Origin of the sequence: Citrobacter sp. wls718 (assembly GCF_005280945.1) — a bacterium.
Classification (GTDB): Bacteria; Pseudomonadota; Gammaproteobacteria; order Enterobacterales; family Enterobacteriaceae; genus Citrobacter; species Citrobacter gillenii.
This window is the reverse complement of the sequence record NZ_SZWV01000004.1, coordinates 46,466-66,642: the sequence shown is the minus strand read 5'-3', so window position 1 is coordinate 66,642 and position 20,177 is coordinate 46,466. Positions and strand designations below refer to the sequence as shown.

Below are 20,177 nucleotides of genomic sequence, written 5' to 3'. Positions count from 1 at the left end.
TTTATTGAAAATAACGTTCGCCCAACCGCACATCGTTTTTGGGTATATCAAATACGCGGTAGTAACGGATAAAGACGATAATGGCCGTGATAAATGCCAGCAGGGCAAAGACCAGATCGAGCAAAATAATGTATTGCAGGCCGATGTTAGACAGGTATCCGGTGATCAGCGGGATAATGAAGTTAGCAACGCCGCCCATCATCATATAAACGCTGGTGACTTTGGCTTTGCTCTTCGGGAAGAACTCCGACATCACCGAGACGCCCAGTTGTAAAATACCGCCAGCGGCAGAGAACCCGATGAGAAATGAGCCTGCGTTACAAACCAGCGGCGAGGGGTACAAATAGATAACCGCTGCTGTAATCGTTGCCAGCCCGGCGTTAAAGACGTTGGCCCAGATCGGACGGACTAATTTCTTCAGCAGTGCAGCAAAAATAAACACGCAGACCAGGGAACCCATACTGTAGTAAGAGATGGTTTTCAGCGCGTCGGCTTCGGCCATCCCGGCAAAAGCCATGGCGTATTTCGGCATCCACACCACGATGACGTAAAAGGTTGAAAATGCGGCCACGCCGAACATCACTGATGCCACACCTTCCAGCCACACCAGCGGCTTACTGTTCATCTGCGGCAGATCTTTCGCCACGCCTGCGTCCACTACTTGGCTGGGGAAGCGACTCTTGAGCAGCATTAAGGTAATCACCACGAACAGGATGCCCGGGACAATGACGGCATAGCCGTACCAGATATGATTCAATAACATGGTGCTGACAACGAGCGGGTAGAGCATCTGCCCAAAAGACACCATCGCCTTCACCAGAATAACCGCCGAACCGGACGCTTTGGGGAAGCACTCCATTAACGCCGGATAGCCACCGGTATCCAGCGCGGAGTTGGCGACGCCCACACAAACCGCCAGAATAAAAGCAATCATCAGATTTGGGCTGGCGGGAATACCGAAGAAGAACAGCATATAAAGAATGACGCCTAACAGGATAATGGCCCGACGACCAAATTTATCGGAGAGTACGCCAAAGAATAAAATACTGACCAGACGGCCCAATCCAATACCGGAAATTAAATAGGCAATCCCCGCATTGTCGGTGGAGAATTTCTCTGCCAGGGAAGTCATGTTTTGTGCCAGCGTAATGACACTAATGCCATGCAGGAAATAACTGAGATAAATACAGGTTATCGCCAGAAGAAATGGCGTATTAAAAGCCTTGCTCTGAGACATTTCGCATAACTCCTTGCAGATTTTAATAGGGTTCATTTTCATCGTGATAATATTGATTGCGATGATGATGTCATTACTATACCGAGTGACGGATGCTGTACCTACATAGCATGACGCTTAAGTGACCAGGTATATTGCATAGCAAAGTGTGAAATTAATTCTTCCTGTTGCCGTTTTGCTGTTGTTTTAAATAGTCCGCAAATTATTTTGCAGACGGGGGGAACAATATTGCATCCGTGCTATTCGGCGAGTGGCGCCATTTTTAATGGATACTTTGTCGCCATGCGGCTGCGATAACCAATGAACAGTGCCAGCAAGAAGCCGATGGCAGCCATGCCGGTATCAAACCACATGATATGGGCAATACTGGATTGTGAGAGTTTTGCCGTAATCAAGGGAATGGTGAAAGTGGCAATACTGCCCGCACTGTAATAAATCCCGGTGGCTTTCCCCTTGGCATGCGGGAAGCGCGCCGCCATCAGCGTTAGCCCGATTTGCACCACGCCGCCAGCAGATGAAAAACCGATGACAAAAGCAAACGCGATCACCACCGTTGGCGTAGGGTGCAGGCAGACCGCCAGCAGAGCAATAAACGAGATGAAGGTGTAAAGCATTAACAGCGTCGGTGCGCGTTCGGCCTTCCTCGCCAGCGGGGCGGTGATCAGCACGCACAGTAGCGAACCGCACGTGTAAACGCTCAACAGCTTGATGGATAACGTATAGGACATGCCAGCGACAAACTGACCGTACTGAGCCAGCCACTGGCTCACCAGGTAAAAGGTGGCCATTGAGATGTAGCCGTACAGGGTGTAGCTGCCAAGATCGATCAGGGAACAACGATGCGTAGCCATCGTTGTTTCGGGTGCTTCCTTGACGGTGGGTTGGCGTCTCGGATGCGCAGGAAATCGGCAGCGAAATAAAAATATGCCGTTGGAAATCATGATGCCTGCCGCCAGCAGGAAGGACCAGCCAAACCAACATTCACCCCACACCAACAGACTGATGACCATCGGCAACAGGAACTGGCCGCTGGAGACAAAGGCTTTAATCAGAATATTCGCGGTGCTGGGTGTGCGGGGAAATGCCTCCATCAGGCTGGGGTATGTTCCCGCATCGAGAAAACTGTTCGCCATCCCGGCTAAAAAACCAAACGCGTAGGCAATGTAAATATTGTGCGTATTGATAATACCCACGAAGAAACAGAGATAGCAGGTTATGCCGAGCAGGATAAACGGCCTGCGCCCATAGCGATCGGAGAGTAAACCCGCCAGTAATAAGACGCTTAATCGACCAATGCCGAGAGAAGAAATAACAATCGACACGCCTGCCGCATTGGTTTGCCACTGTTGTTCCAGTGAGGACATATTGAGGCTCATCAAAATGACCCCCATACCATGCACCAGATAATTAAGGTACAGCCCTATCGCAGTGGAGAAATAGGTATTTTTCATAATGTGTTACTCAGCGAAGAGGCTAAAGGGTGTGGCGTCGCGGTTTCCTAGCACAAACGCTCGAGGTCATGGGCAAAAAGTTCAACTGCCGTCGATTGATAAATTTTCCAGTCGATGAAATTATCGTCGTGATAGACCGCCTGAAAAGACATCAGGTCGGGGAAAAAACGCATCGTATTATTACCAATACGATTGTTGATTTTTTCGATGATGGCATTAATTCGCAATTTGCGCTTTGCTTTCATTTCTGCACAGTGCTGCACAATGATCTCTGGTATATCACGATCACCATTTTCCCATTGTTGCCAGGCGGTAACATTGCCATCACCTGCAATATAAATCGCACTTTCTTCCATCGATAGCGCAAAAAGGTGGCGGAATGCCTGCAATTCGAATGCGTTCATCATGTCATCACTTAATAAAAACGGTGGAGTAGTAATAACATTACTGCGAATATTTCAACTTGAAGAAAGTCACAGTATCTTGTGCAATATTATTTGTTATTAATCTGTGAATACGACGGTGATTGGCCTTTCAGGTCGCGAGTAAATCACCCCTTGCGGCCGATCACATTAACTAAATAACGTAATTCCACTGGTTATTTCCGCAATTGTTCACGTTGTCGCGCCTCTCGATACTTGTCAGAGCAATGGTTGATGGAGAGAGGGGAGTTACAATGATGAGTATTTACAAGGATGCAAAACGGTCGGTGCACGAACGCGTGGCTGATTTGCTGGCGCGCATGACACCTGAAGAGAAGTTCGCGCAAATGCATGCTTACTGGTTGGTGCTATCTGAAAAGGGCGACCACCGGGAACGCAGCGACATGAGTGACGAGTTTGCCGGTGTGAGCGATCAGGCGGCACTCACCGAGCGACTGAGAATGGGTGTTGGACAGATTACGCGCCCGCTGGGTACCCATATCGTTGAGGCAAAAACGGGCGTGCGGGCGGCGAATCGTTTACAAAAGATGTTAGTGGAAGAGACGCGACTGGGCATTCCCGCGCTGTTTCATGAGGAGTGCCTGGTGGGGTTGTTATGTAAAGATGCCACCCTGTTTCCCTCGTCGCTGAACTACGGTTCAACTTGGGATCCTGAACTGGTCAAGCGTGCCGCCAGGCTGATTGGCCTGGAGGCGCGTTCAACCGGATGCCGCCAGGGGCTGGCACCGGTGCTGGATGTCTCACGCGATGTCCGCTGGGGTAGGACGGAAGAAACCTTTGGTGAAGATCCATGGCTAGTGGGGGTGATGGCCTGTGCCTACGTGCAGGGCTTGCAGGGCGAAAAACGCGATGTGCTGGCGACGCTGAAGCATTATGTCGGGCATTCGTTCAGCGAAGGTGCGCGCAACCATGCGCCGGTGCATCTGGGATTCTGTGAGCTTAACGATACCTTCCTGCTGCCGTTCGAGATGGCGGTTAAATTGGCCAATGCCGGATCGGTAATGCCTGCCTATCATGATATTGATAACCAGCCGGGGCACAGTGACAATTATCTGTTAACCACCGTTTTGCGCGAGCAATGGGGATTTGATGGGATTATTGTGGCGGATTACGGTGGTGTGAGTTTGCTGCATCAGCATCATGGCGTGTCGCATGATGCTGCGCAATCTGCAGCGCTGGCCTTTAATGCCGGGTTGGACGTTGAGTTGCCGAAAGACGACTGCGCCCGCCATTTAGCTACGGCGGTTGAGCGTCGACTGATAACCATGACCAAAGTCGATGAGATTGTCTCCCGCATCCTGACGGAGAAATTCCGTCTTGGCCTGTTCGAACAGCCGTATACCGATGTGTCCGCGATTGACCTACAGTCCGATGAGGCACGCAAGGCCGCGCGTGATGTTGCCACGTGCTCGATAACGCTACTGGAAAATAACGGTATTTTGCCGCTGCAGGGCAGACCGCGCGTTGCGGTGATCGGCCCCACGGCGGACGACCCGCTGGCGCTGCTCAGTGGTTACAGCTTCCCGGTGCATCTGATCATCAGCGATATGGCTGACAGCGCCGTGCAGGTGACGACCCCGCTGGCCGCGCTGCGCCACTATCTGGGCGATGACCATATCGACTATGCGAAGGGCTGTCATATCATAGAGAAACGGTTGGCGGGCGCACCGGTGTTTCCCGGTGACAGCAGTGGCAAACTGATGCAGTCCTCCCCGGTCTCCACTGACCAACGTTTGATTCCTGAAGCGGTTGCCGTCGCCCGTCGCAACGATGTGGTGGTGGTCTGTGTCGGCGATCTGGCCGGACTTTTCCAGAGCGGCACGGTGGGAGAAGGCTCGGATACAGACAGCCTCACTCTGCCGGGTGTACAGCAACAACTACTGGAGGCTCTGGTGGCGACGGGTAAACCGGTTGTTGTGGTGATGACAGGCGGTAGGCCATACAACCTACAGGGGCTGGAGGACCATGTCGCCGGGCTGTTAGGGGCCTGGGCGCCGGGTCAGGAAGGTGGCTGGGCTATTGCCGATGTGCTGACCGGACGGGCTGAGCCGCTGGGCAGGCTGGTGGTTAGCGTGCCGAAAAGCGCAGGTGCTATGCCCTATTACTACAATCACAAACTGAAAAGCGGCGGAACGCCGTTTGCGTTCCACTTTGGATCCCGCTATCCCTTCGGCTACGGCAAAGGCTGGACCGAGTTTGCCTGTGAGGAGGTAGCAGCGCTGGCGAAGGATGTCCCAGTGGAAGGCGAGATTGCTTTGCAGGTAAGGTTAAGTAACCGTGGCGAGCGCAGGGGAAGTGAGGTGGTGCAGGTGTATGTCCACGATAAAGTGGCTTCGATGGTACGCCCCGTTAAAGAGCTGAAAGCGTTTCAACGCCTCACGCTGGAGCCCGGTGCACGCGCGACGCTGACCTTTTATGTGCCGGTGGATATGCTTAACTTCACCCGCCGGGATGGCAAACGGGTGGTTGAACCTGGCGAGTTCGACCTGATGGTCGGGAATTCATCTGCGAACATCTGGGCGAGCACGACGGTCAATGTGGTTGGTACGCTACAGATTATGCCGAAGAATTGGCAGATGATGAGCCGCTGCGTGGTGAGCTGCGAGTAAATGTTAAAAAAAAGCCCATCGTGGGAGATGGGCAAAGACTACACACAGCAATTCGTTGTTTCACTCAGGGGATTTCCATGCTTATAAATCAATGTGTTGATCTAAAGCCTTGAGACAATAGTAGGCATGTCGATTTTTCACGTCGATCAGATTCATCTCAATAGTTTAAAAACTGTAAAGAAATTGCGACACAAATGAGGGTTTTAGGGCCGGAGGCGTGGGATTGGGGCAATGAGTGCTGAAGCATCAATAAGCTGCGCTAAACAATCAGGCGGCGATGCCGCCTGATGTCAGGGTTATTTGTTGTTTTCGATTTCAGCGATTTCTTCGAGGATTTCGTCCGGATCGTTACCTGGAGCCGGGGCTTCGTTCACCCAAGCAGAGAACAGACGCCAGGATACCGCCAGGACCACTGGGCCGATAAACAAGCCAATCATGCCGAAGGCAATTAACCCGCCGATGACACCCGACAGGATGAGGATCAGCGGTAAATCGGCGCCCATACGAATCAGCATCGGGCGGATTACGTTATCCAGCGTGCCGACCACGGCACTCCAGACCAGCAGCACCGTGCCCCAGGTGGAGTCCCCCGTCCAGTACAGCCAGATAATGGCCGGGATTAGCACCGGTAGAGGACCCAACTGCACCAGGCAGGACAGGATCATCAACACCGCCAGCAGCGTGGCGTACGGCACACCCGTTACCGCCAAACCAATACCCCCGAGAACGGCCTGCACCAGTGCGGTGACGACCACACCCAATGCCACCGCGCGGATCGCTTGTGCCGCCAGCAAAATAGCAGCATCACCACGCTTAGAAGCCAGGCGACAGGCGAAGTGCCGAATCCCTAATGCCACCTGCTCGCCGCGCCAGTAGAGCAGGGCGCTGAACAGCAGCATCAGGCCACAGTGCATTATAAAGCGACCAATATGCGCGGCCTGACCAACAAACCAGGTCGTTGTGGAACCGATATAAGGACGCACTTTGGCCATAATTGCCGCGCCGCCCATATCCAGCAGGCTGTGCCATGCGCCATAAATTTTGGCGCCCACTAATGGAATACTGTTCAGCCACTCCAGGTCCGGCAAGGTCATATCGCCCGCGGTTACGGCATGGATCAACGGTCCGCTGCCATCAACAATACTGTTGACCAATAGCGCGATGGGAATGATAAACAAAAGGACCAGCAGCAGGGTCATTACCAGCACGGCCAGAGAACGGCGTCCCCATAACAATTTCTGTATGCGTAGCAAGATAGGCCAGGTCGCAATGACCACGGTTCCAGCCCACGCAAAACCAAGGATAAAGGGCTGCACTATCCACAAACAGGCCACAATCAGGATGGCTAAAAACAGCACCGAGAGCAGCACTTGTGCGATATCCCTGGGCTGACGGAAATTTACCATAAATACTTTTTCACCTTTTCTGTACGTCAGGACGTTGACGCGACGTGAACGCTAAAACCCCACCCTATAATGATGAGCAATTTCAGCGGTTTTTAACAGGCAGATTCTGCCTTTAAATCTGCCGGGCGTATTAGAAAAAAATGTGATACAACAAACAAAGCAACACGCAAACGATTAAATTCACAACACAGACCGCAGGAAAGGGTCACTATAATGATTCCACAAATTTCTCAGGCACCTGGTGTCGTTCAACTGGTGCTTAATTTTTTGCAGGCGCTGGAGCAGCAAGGGTTTACGGGCGACACGGCAACGAGCTATGCCGATCGCCTGACAATGTCGACAGATAACAGTATTTATCAGCTTCTTCCTGATGCCGTGGTTTTTCCCCGTTCAACGGCGGATGTGGCGCTGATCGCCCGTCTGGCGGCAGAACCTCTCTTTTCCTCGTTGATTTTTACCCCGCGCGGCGGCGGCACGGGTACCAATGGTCAGGCGCTGAATCAGGGCATTATCGTGGATATGTCCCGTTATATGAGCCGCATTATTGAAATCAATCCGCAGGAGGGTTGGGTACGGGTCGAAGCCGGGGTGATAAAAGACCAGCTTAACCAGTATCTAAAGCCGTACGGCTATTTCTTCGCACCAGAATTGTCGACCAGTAACCGGGCAACGCTTGGCGGGATGATCAACACCGATGCGTCCGGACAGGGCTCGCTGGTATACGGTAAAACCTCCGACCACGTACTGGGCGTACGTGCGGTACTGATGGGCGGCGATATCCTTGATACGCAGCCGATGCCGGTGGAACTGGCTGAAATGCTCGGTAACACCAATACCACCATCGGGCGCATCTATAAGACCGTTTACCAGCGCTGTCGCGAAAATCGTCAGCTGATCGTGGATAAGTTTCCGAAGCTGAATCGGTTTTTAACCGGCTACGATCTGCGGCACGTCTTTAACGATGAGATGACCGAGTTTGATTTAACCCGCATCCTCACCGGTTCCGAGGGCACGCTGGCATTTATTACCGAGGCTCGCCTCGATATCACGCCATTGCCGAAAGTGCGGCGGCTGGTCAACGTCAAATATGACTCATTTGATTCCGCTTTGCGCAATGCCCCGGTAATGGTTGACGCGCGCGCGCTGTCGGTAGAAACCGTGGACTCCAGGGTGCTGAATCTGGCACGCGAAGACATTGTCTGGCATTCGGTTAGCGAACTGATTACCGATGTACCGAATAAAGAGATGTTGGGACTGAATATCGTCGAGTTTGCCGGTGACGACGAAGCATTGATTGATGAGCAGGTCAGCGCGTTGTGTGAACGCCTGGACGGTTTAATTGCCCGTCAGGAAGCTGGCGTCATTGGCTGGCAGCTGTGTACTGAGCTGGCGGGCGTGGAGCGTATCTACGCGATGCGCAAAAAAGCCGTCGGTCTGCTGGGTAATACAAAAGGGGCCGCCAAGCCGATTCCGTTCGCGGAGGATACCTGCGTACCGCCTGAGCATCTGGCGGATTATATCGCGGAGTTCCGCGCGCTGCTTGACGGCCACGGCCTGAGCTATGGCATGTTTGGTCACGTGGATGCCGGGGTGTTACACGTCAGGCCTGCGCTGGACATGTGCGATCCGCAGCAGGAAGTGCTGATGAAACGCATTTCTGATGACGTGGTGGCATTGACGGCAAAATACGGCGGCCTGCTGTGGGGCGAACACGGCAAAGGATTCCGCGCGGAGTACAGTCCGGCTTTCTTTGGCGATGAATTGTACAGTGAACTGCGCAAGGTGAAGTCGGCGTTTGACCCGCAAAACCGACTGAACCCTGGTAAAATATGCCCACCGGAAGGCGTCGATGCGCCGATGATGAAAGTCGATGCGGTTAAACGCGGTACCTACGATCGCCAGATCCCACTGGCCGTAAGGCAGGAGTGGCGTGGGGCGCTGGAGTGTAACGGCAACGGGTTATGTTTTAACTTCGATGCCAACAGCCCCATGTGCCCGTCGATGAAAATCAGCATGAACCGAATTCACTCCCCCAAAGGACGCGCAACGCTGGTACGGGAATGGTTACGCCTGCTGGCTGACCGCGGCATCGATCTGGTTCGCCTGGAAAAAGAGTTACCGGAAAAAGGTGCCAGCTTGCGCACGTTAATCGCCCGCACGCGTAACAGCTGGCATGCGCGCAAGGGGGAGTACGATTTCTCGCACGAAGTCAAAGAGGCGATGTCCGGCTGTCTGGCATGTAAAGCGTGTTCCACGCAGTGCCCGATCAAAATTGACGTCCCGGAATTTCGCTCTCGCTTCCTGCAACTGTACCACACGCGCTATTTGCGCCCGCTGCGCGATCATATGGTGGCAACCGTCGAAAGCTATGCGCCGCTAATGGCGCGTGCGCCAAAAACATTCAACTTCTTCATTAACCAGCCGCTGGTGCGTACGCTGGCCAAAAAGCATATTGGCATGGTGGATTTGCCGCTACTGTCCGCGCCGTCGTTACAACGTCAGCTGGTCGGGCACCGCTCCGCCAATATGACGCTGGAACAGCTCGAGCTATTGAGTCAGGAACAGAAAGCCCGCACTGTGCTGGTGGTCCAGGATCCGTTCACCAGCTATTACGATGCGCAGGTGGTAGCTGATTTTATCCGCCTGGTGGAAAAACTCGGTTTACAGCCGGTCCTGCTACCGTTCTCGCCTAATGGCAAGGCGCAGCACATTAAGGGTTTCTTAAACCGTTTTGCCAAAACGGCGAAAAAGACCTCTGAATTTCTCAATCGGGTGGCGACGTTGAACATCCCGATGGTCGGCGTCGATCCGGCGCTGGTATTGTGCTATCGCGATGAATACAAGCTGGCGCTTGGCGAGCAGCGTGGCGACTTCCATGTACTGTTGGTGAACGAGTGGCTGTCAACCGTCCTGGCCTCTCAGCAGCCAGCTGCTGTTGCGGGTGAGCCGTGGTATTTCTTTGGACACTGCACCGAAGTAACGGCCCTGCCGGGTGCGCCAGCGCAGTGGGCGGCCATTTTTGCCAAATTTGGCGCGCAGTTGGAAAACGTCAGTGTCGGGTGCTGCGGCATGGCGGGCACGTACGGTCATGAAGTGAAGAATCACCAGAACTCGCTGGGCATCTATGAGCTATCATGGCATCAGGCGATGCAGAGACTACCGCGCAATCGCTGTCTGGCTGCGGGATATTCTTGTCGCAGCCAGGTGAAACGCGTGGAAGGTACGGGCGTTCGCCACCCATTACAGGCACTGCTGGAGATTATTGGATGATCTGGAAACGTGAAGTTTCACTCGAGGCGCTCAATGCCATGGGTGAGGGAAATATGGTTGGTCTGCTTGATATTCGTTTTGAGCACATTGGTGACAATACGCTGGAAGCCACGATGCCGGTGGATCACCGGACCAAACAGCCTTTTGGCCTGTTACACGGTGGCGCGTCGGTGGTGCTGGCCGAAAGCATTGGCTCGGTGGCCGGGTATTTATGCACTCAAGGTGATCAAAAAGTGGTGGGTCTTGAGGTCAATGCCAACCATATCCGCTCCGCACGGGAAGGGCGAGTGAGAGGGGTGTGCAGCGCGCTGCATACCGGTTCTCGCCATCAGGTCTGGCAAATCGAAATCTTCGATGAACAGGGACGGTTGTGTTGCACCTCGCGTCTGACGACCGCTATTTTGTGACGCATGTTGCGTTTGGTCATTATCTGCGCAGGGAAAGGTGCTATACTGTGCAGGTTTTGAACACAAGCGAGGATGATATGTCTACCCAATTAGACCCGGCCCAACTGGCAATAGAATTTATACGTCGTGATAACAGCGATCTTTCACCGGCTCAGTACCTGAAAAGACTGAAACAATTAGAGCTGGAGTTTGCTGATTTACTGGCGCTTTCTTCGACTGAACTCAAAGAAGAAATCTATTTTGCCTGGCGGCACGGCGTTCATTGATTCCAGTATGCTTATCGTGATGAAAACCCCGACACCTGTTCGGGGTTATTTTTTGCCTTAAATCGGGTTTACCATTTCATCTCCCCGGTATTGACCTTCGCACTCAGCTCCAGCGAGCTTTCGTCCGCAAGCCCTGGCCATGCCGCCTTCATCGTTTTAATCACATATGCAGACCCTTTTTTTGCGCCCAGCGCCTGCTCAAAAGCGTGCAAGTAATCACCGGTGAAGCGGATCGCTTGATCGCCTGCCGGGCGTTCGCCGATGTAGTGACCGGGGATCACCTCGGTTGGGCGTAAGGTTTGCATTTCGCTCAGCACGTTGCGCCATGCGCGACGCTGTTCAGGAGACTGTGTGTCCGCAGTCCAGACATGAATACCGGAAGCCACGCCGGTGCCGCCGAGGATCGCCCGGTTAGCCGGGATCCAGACATAGGCCGCGTAATCATTTGAGCGGCGCAGTTCCAGCGTTTCACCATCAATGGTAAAGCGCGTTTGCGTCGTGACCTGCGGCACGATGAGCGTCGTTGGTGCGCCGTCTTTCATCTGCGGGCCCCAAAACTGCAGTTTGGCATCTTTGGTAGCACGAATGTGCTCCACGACGTGCGGTGTTGCCAAAATCTTTACCTCGGGAAAGGCGTTAACAATCGGCTGCAGACCAAAATAAAAATCCGGATCGCCAGAGGTGATCACGATGGCCTGCAGTTTTTTGCCGCTGTTGCGAATCATCTGCGCCAGCTTTTCACCGTCTTTGGTGCTGAATTGCGCATCAAATAAAATGGCCTCTTTCGGGCCGGACACCAGCGTTGAGGATACCGGGAAAATAGCTTTTTCCTTGGGATTGTAGACGTCAAGCTGGAGTGGTGCGGCGAATACCGGCGAGGCAAACAGAGGTAACAGCAGGGCCAGGGCGTTCACTTTCATGGGGGATAACCTTTTGCAGATGAAATGTCTTTTTCTTGTTCTTTATTTTACGGATATTTGGATCTGTTAGAATTCCTCTATCAGGACATGCTGAGTTTCATAAAACGATCGGATGGGATGCAATGGACAGAGTCATGGCGGCAACGGTGTTTAACCACATCTGCGATTTGGGCAGCCTGAGCGCCGCAGCGCGCGCGCTGGGGCTTTCCCGTCCGATGGTCAGTCGCTACCTCGACGAGATGGAAAAATGGGCGGGTGCAAGGTTAATCCACCGTTCATCGCGTCGGCTGACCATTACGCCCGCGGGGGAAGAGGCGTTAGTGAAGACACGCTCGCTGGCGCAGCTGTCGCTGGATATCAGCGCCGCCAGCGCAGCAGAGATTCCTTCCGGCACGCTACGTGTGGCTTGTGCGCATTTTACTGCGATGCATATTTTGGCGCCGGTACTGCCCGTTTTTCTGGCGCGTTTCCCTGAACTGCGCATTGAGGTTGAGATTAACAATCAACCGGTGAGCCTGGTCGGTGAACGTATTGATGCGGCGATCCGCATTACGGATAATCCTGAACCGGGTACTATCGCCCGTCGTCTGGGTGACTGTGAGTCGGTGTTATGCGCCTCTGCGGACTACCTGCGCCAGCATGGCATTCCGCAAACCCTGGACTGTCTCGCCCAGCATAATTGCCTTTACTACAGCGGGTTTGCCGGAAAATCATGGCACTTTGATGATGAGCAGGGCAACGCTGTATCGGTGGCGATAAAGGGAAATCTCAGCGCGGGGATCTCTGCGCTATTATGTGAGTCGGCGCTGGCTGGTATGGGTATTGCGCTGGTGCCGGAACAAGAGGCGCGTGAAGGGCTGGCACGCGGCCAGTTGATCCGGCTTTTGCCCCAACTCAAGCCGCGACGTCTGCCAATTTACGGCTTATACCTGTCTCGTGAGCATCAACCGGCAGGGCTGCGTCTGCTATTGGATGCCCTGCATGAGATTCTGGTCTGAATATGTGAGCTGCGTCTGCCTGTAAATCAGACAAACCGCAGTTTGTGTTAAAAACACGGCGTCAGGTCGTGAGACTATTCTTATCGCCCCTTCAAGAGCTAAGCCATCGTGAGTGCCGGAGATAAGCGCCGGATGGGGTCGGAACCCTTAAGCCTGCTAATAGAGCAGCCTTAAGGGTTTTTTTATTGTCTGTCTGCGCTGTTTTGCACGCGGTTACCTCTATTTCTCCGTCTTTCCCCTATCTCTTAAATAGACATTTTCTATACATCTTTTTGCGTTTTACCTTGCTGAACGATTAACGGTTTGTAATCCATTATTTATCAAAGCATTGAACAAAATAATCCCTCTCTGTAAACCCTCGCCGCAAGGTCTATGCTTAATAAAAGTAACCAAAAAGGGCGGTTAACCCGAATGCCCCTGCTGAACAGGGGGTTGAAGTGATAATCATTATCACTAACATGGTGTTGTAGCGTGCAGGTTAATGACTCGAGGTAACCCTATGGAATTGCATTCAGGAACATTTAATCCGAACGATTTTGCATGGCGTGGGTTGACGTTAACGCCAGCCGCAGCGGCGCATATTCGTGAACTGGTGGCAAAACAGCCCGATATGCTGGGCGTGCGGTTAGGCGTGAAGCAAACAGGATGTGCGGGGTTTGGCTATGTGCTGGATACCGTCAGCCAACCGGAAAAAGACGATCTGGTGTTCGAAACCGATGGCGCCAGGCTGTATGTGCCGTTACAGGCGATGCCGTTTATTGACGGAACCGAAGTCGATTTTGTTCGTGAAGGATTAAATCAGTTATTTAAATTTCATAACCCGAAAGCCCAGAACGAATGCGGCTGTGGCGAAAGTTTTGGGGTATAGGCGGTACTATGTCGCGTAACACTGAAGCAACTGACGATGTCAACACCTGGGCTGGCGGACACCTCAATTATAAAGAGGGATTCTTCACCCAACTAAAAACTGATGAACTGGCGAAGGGCATCAATGAAGAGGTCGTGCGGGCGATTTCCGCGAAACGCAACGAACCGGACTGGATGCTGGCATTTCGCCTGGATGCGTTTAAGGCGTGGCTGACGATGGAGGAGCCGCACTGGTTAAAAGCGCATTACGATAAGCTGAATTATCAGGATTACAGCTATTACTCCGCACCTTCCTGCGGTAACTGCGATGAGACCTGCGCCTCCGAGCCGGGAGCGGTACAGCAAACGGGCGCGAATGCGTTTTTAAGTAAAGAGGTTGAGGACGCTTTCGAACAACTTGGCGTGCCGGTACGTGAAGGGCGAGAAGTGGCGGTCGATGCCATTTTTGACTCGGTATCGGTGGCGACCACCTATCGTGAAAAGCTGGCGGAGCAAGGCATTATTTTCTGCTCGTTCGGTGAGGCCATTCATGATCACCCGGAACTGGTGAAAAAATATCTCGGCACGGTGGTGCCGGGCAACGACAATTTCTTTGCCGCGCTGAATGCGGCGGTTGCCTCAGACGGTACGTTTATCTATGTGCCGAAAGGCGTACGCTGCCCAATGGAGCTTTCCACCTATTTTCGTATTAATGCGGAAAAAACCGGGCAATTTGAACGCACTATCCTGGTGGCGGATGAAGGCAGCTACGTCAGCTACATTGAAGGATGTTCTGCTCCGGTGCGCGACAGCTATCAGCTGCACGCGGCGGTGGTGGAAGTGATCATCCACAAAGATGCTGAAGTGAAATACTCGACGGTGCAAAACTGGTTCCCTGGCGATGGCAACACCGGCGGCATTCTGAACTTCGTGACCAAACGTGCACTGTGTGAAGGCGAAAACAGCAAAATGTCGTGGACCCAGTCGGAAACTGGCTCGGCCATCACCTGGAAATACCCCAGCTGTATTTTGCGCGGCGATAACTCCATCGGCGAATTCTACTCCGTTGCGTTGACCAGCGGTCATCAGCAGGCCGATACCGGCACCAAGATGATCCACATCGGCAAGAACACCAAATCGACCATTATCTCGAAAGGGATCTCCGCCGGGCACAGCCAGAACAGCTATCGCGGCCTGGTAAAAATCATGCCGACGGCCACCAACGCCCGTAACTATACCCAGTGTGACTCGATGCTGATTGGTGCGGACTGCGGGGCGCACACCTTCCCGTACGTAGAGTGTCGCAACAACAGCGCCCAGCTTGAACACGAAGCCACCACCTCACGTATTGGTGAAGATCAGCTGTTCTACTGTCTGCAGCGCGGTATCAGCGAAGAAGACGCCATCTCGATGATCGTCAACGGGTTCTGTAAAGACGTGTTCTCTGAACTGCCGCTGGAGTTCGCTGTTGAAGCGCAAAAACTTCTCGCCATCAGCCTTGAACACAGCGTCGGTTAAAATTTAAGGAAAGCACATGTTAAGCATTAAAGATTTACAGGTCAGCGTCGAAGAGAAGGCGATCCTGCGTGGGCTGAGCCTGGAGGTCCGCCCGGGTGAAGTTCACGCCATTATGGGGCCGAACGGTTCAGGAAAAAGCACGCTGTCGGCAACATTGGCCGGGCGTGATGATTATGCCGTCACCGGGGGAACAGTGGAATTTAACGGTAAAGATTTACTGGAACTGTCGCCGGAAGACCGGGCTGGTGAAGGCATCTTTATGGCGTTTCAATACCCAGTGGAAATTCCCGGCGTCAGCAATCAGTTTTTCCTGCAAACCGCGCTTAATGCAGTGCGCGGTTACCGTGGCGAAGACGCGCTGGATCGATTCGACTTCCAGGATTTGATGGAGGAGAAAATCGCGCTGTTGAAAATGCCGGAGGATTTGCTCACCCGCTCGGTAAACGTCGGTTTCTCCGGCGGTGAGAAAAAACGCAATGATATTTTGCAGATGGCGGTGCTGGAGCCTCAGCTGTGCATTCTCGACGAGTCTGATTCGGGGTTGGATATTGATGCGCTAAAAATTGTCGCTGATGGCGTCAATTCGCTGCGCGACGGCAAGCGTTCATTCATTATTGTCACCCACTATCAGCGCATCCTCGACTATATCAAACCCGATTACGTCCATGTTTTGTATCAGGGACGCATTGTTAAGTCCGGCGATTTCACGCTGGTTAAACAGCTGGAGGAGCAAGGATATGGCTGGCTTAGTGAACAGCAGTAATGTGCTGCAGCAGTGGCATCACTTGTTTGAGTCACAGGGCGAAACCCGCTCGCAGCACGCGCAGCAGCACTTACAGCAGATGCTGCGTCTTGGGCTGCCTACGCGTAAGCATGAAGACTGGAAATACACGCCGCTGGAAGGATTAACCAGTAGCCAGTTTGTTAGTCATCTTGCCGCGATAACCCCGGCGCAGTGCGAGGCGTTAGCCACTGGCATTGATGCTGTGCGTCTGGTGTTTGTCGACGGGCAATTCTGCGAAGCGCTTAGCGACAGCACGGACGGTAGCGGCTTTGACATTACTGTTGACGATGCGCACCTGTCGCTACCGGCACCGATTCAGCCAGAGGTTTTTCTGCATCTGACGGAAAGCCTGTCGCGCAGTGTGACGCATATCAAGGTGAAGCGTAATCAGCGCCCGGCGAAACCGCTACTGTTGATGCACATCACCCAGGGAGTGGCGGGCGATGACGTCAATACCGCGCATTATCGCCACCACCTTGAACTGGCGGAGGGCGCAGAAGCCACCCTCATCGAACATTTTGTCAGCCTCAATGCGCTGAAGCACTTTACCGGCGCGCGCGTTACGATGAACGTGGCGGCCAATGCCCACTTGCAGCATATCAAGCTGGCGTTTGAGAACCCGGTCAGCCATCACTTCGCCCATAACGACATTCAGCTGGGCGCAGATGCTACGGCGGTGAGCCACAGTTTTTTGCTCGGCGACGCGGTGTTGCGTCATAACACCAGCACCCAACTGAACGGCGAAAACACCACGCTGCGGATTAACAGTCTGGCGATGCCGGTGAAAAACGAAGTCTGCGATACCCGCACCTGGCTTGAGCATAACAAAGGCTATTGCAACAGCCGCCAACTGCATAAAACCATCGTCAGCGATAAAGGTCGGGCGGTGTTCAATGGTCTGATCAACGTGGCGCAGCACGCGATTAAAACCGATGGACAGATGACGAACAATAATTTGCTGCTCGGTAAGCTGTCGGAAGTGGACACCAAACCGCAACTGGAAATCTATGCCGATGACGTGAAATGCAGCCACGGCGCGACGGTAGGGCGGATCGACGATGAGCAGATGTTCTATCTGCGCTCGCGTGGGATCGGCCAGCAGGATGCTCAACAGATGATTCTCTATGCGTTTGCCGCTGAGCTGACGGAAGCCCTGAGCGATGAAACGCTTAAACAACAGGTTCTGGCGCGTATAGCCCAACGCCTGCCGGGAGGCGTAGCATGACATTTCCGATTGAAAAAGTGCGGGCCGATTTTCCGGTCCTGACCCGTGAAGTGAACGGCCTGCCGCTGGCGTATCTGGACAGCGCTGCCAGCGCGCAAAAGCCGAATCAGGTGATTGATGCCGAAGCTGAGTTTTACCGCCATGGCTATGCGGCGGTTCACCGTGGTATTCATACCCTAAGCGCCCAGGCGACGGAAAAAATGGAGAATGTGCGTAAGCTGGCGTCGCTGTTTATTAATGCCCGCTCCGCTGAAGAACTGGTATTTGTGCGTGGCACGACCGAGGGCATTAATCTGGTAGCCAACAGTTGGGGCACCAGCAATGTGCGGGCGGGGGATAACATCATCATCAGTGAGATGGAACACCACGCCAACATCGTGCCATGGCAGATGCTGTGTGCCCGCGTGGGTGCTGAGCTGCGTGTCATCCCCCTGAATGCTGATGGCACCTTGCAGTTGGATACTCTGCCAACTCTGTTCGACGAACGCACCCAACTGCTGGCGATTACCCATGTATCCAACGTGCTGGGTACCGAAAACCCGTTAGCAGAGATGATTGCGCTGGCGCATCAGCACGGGGCAAAAGTGCTGGTCGATGGCGCGCAGGCGGTGATGCACCATAAAGTAGACATGCAGGCGCTGGATTGCGACTTTTATGTTTTCTCCGCCCATAAGCTGTATGGACCCACCGGCATTGGCGTGCTGTATGCCCGTGAGTCGCTGTTGCAGGAGATGCCGCCCTGGGAAGGCGGGGGTTCAATGATAGCAACGGTTAGCCTGAGCCAGGGAACCACCTGGACGAAAGCGCCGTGGCGTTTTGAAGCGGGAACGCCCAATACCGGCGGTATTATCGGCCTGGGCGCTGCCATTGAATATGTGAGTGCGCTGGGTCTGGATAACATCAGCGAGTACGAGCAGTTCATGATGTGCTACGCGCTAGAACAGCTGGCCAGTGTGCCGGATCTGACGTTGTACGGTCCGCAGGAGCGTCTGGGCGTCATCGCGTTTAACCTCGGTAAACACCACGCCTACGACGTGGGTAGTTTTCTTGATAACTACGGTATTGCCGTACGCACCGGGCACCACTGCGCCATGCCGTTGATGGCATATTATAACGTCCCTGCGATGTGCCGGGCCTCGATTGCCATGTACAACACTCAGGAAGAGGTGGATCGACTGGTAACGGGACTTAAACGTATTCATCACTTATTGGGATAACAGGGAGGGGGTATGGCTGCGCTACCGGATAAAGAAAAGTTGTTGCGTAATTTTCTGCGCTGCGCGAACTGGGAAGAGAAGTATCTGTATATCATTGAATTAGGTCAGCGTTTACCAGAATTAAATGCTGATGATCGCTGTGAGAAAAATAGTATTCAGGGCTGTCAGAGTCAGGTATGGATAACAATGCGTCAGAATGCTGACGGAATTATTGAATTACAGGGCGACAGTGATGCGGCAATTGTGAAAGGACTGATTGCTGTGGTATTCATTTTATATGATCGAATGACTGCCGAAGATATTGTGCGTTTTGATGTGCGTCCGTGGTTCGAGAAAATGGCACTGACGCAACATCTCACGCCATCGCGTTCACAGGGGCTGGAAGCGATGATTCGCGCTATTCGTACGCAAGCGGCAACTCTTAGCTAAACTGATAAAACACGTTATCCGGCAAACCTTGCAAGATAACGCTGAGCAGATTTATGCAATGACTCGTCGGCCGGATACCGCAGCAGCCGTTATCCGGCAATAACGCCAGGGGGGTGAGTGAGTATGAAACGCGCGTCTATTATTACTCTAATGCTAATTGGCGCTTACAGCGCTATACAGGCCGCCTGGGCGGTCGATTATCCTTTGCCTGCGGCGAACAGTCGTCTTGTCGGGCAGAATCAAACCTACACCGTGCAGGAAGGCGATAAAAACTTGCAGGCAATAGCCCGCCGGTTTGATACCGCCGCGATGCTGATCCTCGAAGCGAATAATACGATCGCCCCGGTACCCAGCCCCGGCACCCTGATTACGATTCCTTCGCAACTGCTGTTACCGGATGCGCCGCGCGAAGGTATTATTGTTAATCTGGCAGAATTGCGTCTGTATTATTTCCCGCCGGGAGAGAATATTGTTCAGGTATTCCCGATTGGCATTGGTTTACAGGGACTGGAGACCCCGGTGATGGAAACTCGGGTGGGACAGAAAATCCCTAACCCTACATGGACCCCAACACCAGGCATCCGTAAGCGTTCTCTAGAGCGCGGCATTACGCTACCCCCTGTAGTGCCCGCCGGGCCCAATAACCCGTTAGGACGCTTTGCGCTGCGTCTGGCGCATGGAAACGGTGAATACCTCATCCACGGCACCAGCGCACCCGATAGTGTAGGCCTGCGCGTCAGCTCTGGCTGTATTCGCATGAACGCGCCGGACATCAAAGCCCTGTTTGCTCAGGTCAGAACCGGCACGCCGGTCAGAGTGATTAATGAGCCGATAAAGTACGCCATCGAGCCTAACGGCATGCGTTATGTTGAAGTGCACCGACCATTGTCGCCAGAGGAAGAACAAAACGTACAGACCATGCCGTATGTACTGCCTGCCGGTTTTACCCAGTTTAAAGACAGTAAAGCCGTAGACCTGGGGCTGGTGGATCGGGCGCTGTATCGTCGGGCAGGTTATCCGGTTACCGTTACGGCCGGGCAGGCACCGATTGTGGCCAACGGGCCAGAGGTGAAGTCGGCACAGAATGGATTGCCAGAAGCAGGGGACGTGCGGACGATGCAGTAACAGGGAAGGAGGAATGAAGGGCAAAA

At 53.4% G+C, this 20,177-nt stretch carries 17 protein-coding genes and 1 other RNA gene; 12 read left to right on the top strand and 6 right to left on the bottom strand.

Features of this window, described 5'->3' with window-relative positions; genetic code table 11:
* Position 1: 1 nt before the first annotated feature.
* The 3 genes from FDW95_RS00630 to FDW95_RS00620 all read right to left on the bottom strand — a co-directional run bounded on the left by FDW95_RS00630 (position 2) and on the right by FDW95_RS00620 (position 3,092).
* Complete coding sequence (locus tag FDW95_RS00630; RefSeq protein WP_115258640.1) at positions 2-1,237, bottom strand: MFS transporter; 1,236 nt, start codon at positions 1,235-1,237, stop codon at positions 2-4.
* 239 nt (positions 1,238-1,476) lie between these two features.
* The gene (locus FDW95_RS00625) at positions 1,477-2,688 is read right to left on the bottom strand and encodes an MFS transporter (protein ID WP_115258639.1); all 1,212 of its coding nucleotides are present in this window, start codon (positions 2,686-2,688) and stop codon (positions 1,477-1,479) included.
* A 47-nt stretch (positions 2,689-2,735) separates the two neighbouring features.
* The gene (locus tag FDW95_RS00620; protein WP_115258638.1) at positions 2,736-3,092 is read right to left on the bottom strand and encodes a YdiL family protein; all 357 of its coding nucleotides are present in this window, start codon (positions 3,090-3,092) and stop codon (positions 2,736-2,738) included.
* Between the two features lie 272 nt (positions 3,093-3,364).
* On the opposite strand from FDW95_RS00620, the gene FDW95_RS00615 reads away from it, so the two are divergent.
* Positions 3,365-5,740 (top strand): glycoside hydrolase family 3 N-terminal domain-containing protein, encoded by a 2,376-nt coding sequence (locus FDW95_RS00615; RefSeq protein WP_115258637.1) that lies wholly within the window; start codon positions 3,365-3,367, stop codon positions 5,738-5,740.
* 3 nt (positions 5,741-5,743) lie between these two features.
* Here the strand turns inward: FDW95_RS00615 and rprA are convergent.
* An RNA gene (rprA, locus tag FDW95_RS00610) (antisense sRNA RprA) lies at positions 5,744-5,851 on the bottom strand.
* 185 nt (positions 5,852-6,036) lie between these two features.
* On the bottom strand, positions 6,037-7,146 hold the full coding sequence (gene ydiK, locus FDW95_RS00605; RefSeq protein ID WP_137363382.1) for an AI-2E family transporter YdiK: 1,110 nt from the start codon (positions 7,144-7,146) through the stop codon (positions 6,037-6,039).
* 213 nt (positions 7,147-7,359) lie between these two features.
* On the opposite strand from ydiK, the gene FDW95_RS00600 reads away from it, so the two are divergent.
* The 3 genes from FDW95_RS00600 to FDW95_RS00590 all read left to right on the top strand — a co-directional run bounded on the left by FDW95_RS00600 (position 7,360) and on the right by FDW95_RS00590 (position 11,089).
* Entirely contained in the window at positions 7,360-10,416 is a 3,057-nt protein-coding gene (locus FDW95_RS00600) for an FAD-binding and (Fe-S)-binding domain-containing protein (protein WP_115258635.1), read from the top strand.
* Positions 10,413-10,823 (top strand): 1,4-dihydroxy-2-naphthoyl-CoA hydrolase, encoded by a 411-nt coding sequence (gene menI / locus FDW95_RS00595; RefSeq protein ID WP_115258634.1) that lies wholly within the window; start codon positions 10,413-10,415, stop codon positions 10,821-10,823. The genes FDW95_RS00600 and menI overlap by 4 nt, the downstream gene beginning before the upstream one ends.
* Before the next feature lie 77 nt (positions 10,824-10,900).
* Entirely contained in the window at positions 10,901-11,089 is a 189-nt protein-coding gene (locus tag FDW95_RS00590; protein ID WP_135912127.1) for a YdiH family protein, read from the top strand.
* 68 nt (positions 11,090-11,157) lie between these two features.
* Here FDW95_RS00590 and FDW95_RS00585 read toward each other — a convergent pair whose 3' ends face one another.
* Complete coding sequence (locus tag FDW95_RS00585; RefSeq protein WP_115258633.1) at positions 11,158-12,009, bottom strand: Vmh family MBL fold metallo-hydrolase; 852 nt, start codon at positions 12,007-12,009, stop codon at positions 11,158-11,160.
* 122 nt (positions 12,010-12,131) lie between these two features.
* Here FDW95_RS00585 and FDW95_RS00580 point away from each other — a divergent pair, with 122 nt between their 5' ends.
* The 8 genes from FDW95_RS00580 (at position 12,132) to FDW95_RS00545 (ending at position 20,151) form a co-directional block, all read left to right on the top strand.
* The gene (locus tag FDW95_RS00580; protein ID WP_115258632.1) at positions 12,132-13,007 is read left to right on the top strand and encodes a LysR family transcriptional regulator; all 876 of its coding nucleotides are present in this window, start codon (positions 12,132-12,134) and stop codon (positions 13,005-13,007) included.
* A gap of 499 nt (positions 13,008-13,506) precedes the next feature.
* Positions 13,507-13,875, top strand: coding sequence for a Fe-S cluster assembly scaffold SufA (gene sufA / locus FDW95_RS00575; protein WP_115258631.1), 369 nt, complete (start codon positions 13,507-13,509; stop codon positions 13,873-13,875).
* Positions 13,876-13,883: 8 nt separating this feature from the next.
* Positions 13,884-15,371 carry a Fe-S cluster assembly protein SufB gene (gene sufB, locus FDW95_RS00570; RefSeq protein WP_096757217.1) on the top strand — a complete coding sequence of 496 codons (1,488 nt, stop codon included), beginning with the start codon at positions 13,884-13,886 and terminating at the stop codon, positions 15,369-15,371.
* 16 nt (positions 15,372-15,387) lie between these two features.
* The gene (sufC, locus tag FDW95_RS00565) at positions 15,388-16,134 is read left to right on the top strand and encodes a Fe-S cluster assembly ATPase SufC (RefSeq protein WP_115258630.1); all 747 of its coding nucleotides are present in this window, start codon (positions 15,388-15,390) and stop codon (positions 16,132-16,134) included.
* Positions 16,109-17,380: a Fe-S cluster assembly protein SufD gene (gene sufD, locus FDW95_RS00560; RefSeq protein WP_115258629.1), complete on the top strand. Its 1,272-nt coding sequence runs from the start codon at positions 16,109-16,111 to the stop codon at positions 17,378-17,380. The genes sufC and sufD overlap by 26 nt, the downstream gene beginning before the upstream one ends.
* Entirely contained in the window at positions 17,377-18,597 is a 1,221-nt protein-coding gene (sufS, locus tag FDW95_RS00555; protein WP_115258628.1) for a cysteine desulfurase SufS, read from the top strand. The genes sufD and sufS overlap by 4 nt, the downstream gene beginning before the upstream one ends.
* Positions 18,598-18,609: 12 nt before the next feature.
* A complete protein-coding gene (gene sufE, locus FDW95_RS00550) occupies positions 18,610-19,026 on the top strand; it encodes a cysteine desulfuration protein SufE (protein WP_115258627.1) in 417 nt (138 codons plus the stop codon).
* Between the two features lie 123 nt (positions 19,027-19,149).
* Positions 19,150-20,151, top strand: coding sequence for a L,D-transpeptidase family protein (locus FDW95_RS00545; RefSeq protein ID WP_115258626.1), 1,002 nt, complete (start codon positions 19,150-19,152; stop codon positions 20,149-20,151).
* Positions 20,152-20,177 lie beyond the last annotated feature (26 nt).

Excerpts from the sequence above, each read along its gene's own strand:
- FDW95_RS00630 (WP_115258640.1), bottom strand. The coding sequence starts at position 1,237 with ATGTCTCAGAGCAAGGCTTTTAATACGCCATTTCTTCTGGCGATAACC.
- FDW95_RS00625 (WP_115258639.1), bottom strand. The coding sequence starts at position 2,688 with ATGAAAAATACCTATTTCTCCACTGCGATAGGGCTGTACCTTAATTAT.
- FDW95_RS00620 (WP_115258638.1), bottom strand. The coding sequence starts at position 3,092 with ATGAACGCATTCGAATTGCAGGCATTCCGCCACCTTTTTGCGCTATCG.
- FDW95_RS00615 (WP_115258637.1), top strand. The coding sequence starts at position 3,365 with ATGATGAGTATTTACAAGGATGCAAAACGGTCGGTGCACGAACGCGTG.
- ydiK (WP_137363382.1), bottom strand. The coding sequence starts at position 7,146 with ATGGTAAATTTCCGTCAGCCCAGGGATATCGCACAAGTGCTGCTCTCG.
- FDW95_RS00600 (WP_115258635.1), top strand. The coding sequence starts at position 7,360 with ATGATTCCACAAATTTCTCAGGCACCTGGTGTCGTTCAACTGGTGCTT.
- menI (WP_115258634.1), top strand. The coding sequence starts at position 10,413 with ATGATCTGGAAACGTGAAGTTTCACTCGAGGCGCTCAATGCCATGGGT.
- FDW95_RS00590 (WP_135912127.1), top strand. The coding sequence starts at position 10,901 with ATGTCTACCCAATTAGACCCGGCCCAACTGGCAATAGAATTTATACGT.
- FDW95_RS00585 (WP_115258633.1), bottom strand. The coding sequence starts at position 12,009 with ATGAAAGTGAACGCCCTGGCCCTGCTGTTACCTCTGTTTGCCTCGCCG.
- FDW95_RS00580 (WP_115258632.1), top strand. The coding sequence starts at position 12,132 with ATGGACAGAGTCATGGCGGCAACGGTGTTTAACCACATCTGCGATTTG.
- sufA (WP_115258631.1), top strand. The coding sequence starts at position 13,507 with ATGGAATTGCATTCAGGAACATTTAATCCGAACGATTTTGCATGGCGT.
- sufB (WP_096757217.1), top strand. The coding sequence starts at position 13,884 with ATGTCGCGTAACACTGAAGCAACTGACGATGTCAACACCTGGGCTGGC.
- sufC (WP_115258630.1), top strand. The coding sequence starts at position 15,388 with ATGTTAAGCATTAAAGATTTACAGGTCAGCGTCGAAGAGAAGGCGATC.
- sufD (WP_115258629.1), top strand. The coding sequence starts at position 16,109 with ATGGCTGGCTTAGTGAACAGCAGTAATGTGCTGCAGCAGTGGCATCAC.
- sufS (WP_115258628.1), top strand. The coding sequence starts at position 17,377 with ATGACATTTCCGATTGAAAAAGTGCGGGCCGATTTTCCGGTCCTGACC.
- sufE (WP_115258627.1), top strand. The coding sequence starts at position 18,610 with ATGGCTGCGCTACCGGATAAAGAAAAGTTGTTGCGTAATTTTCTGCGC.
- FDW95_RS00545 (WP_115258626.1), top strand. The coding sequence starts at position 19,150 with ATGAAACGCGCGTCTATTATTACTCTAATGCTAATTGGCGCTTACAGC.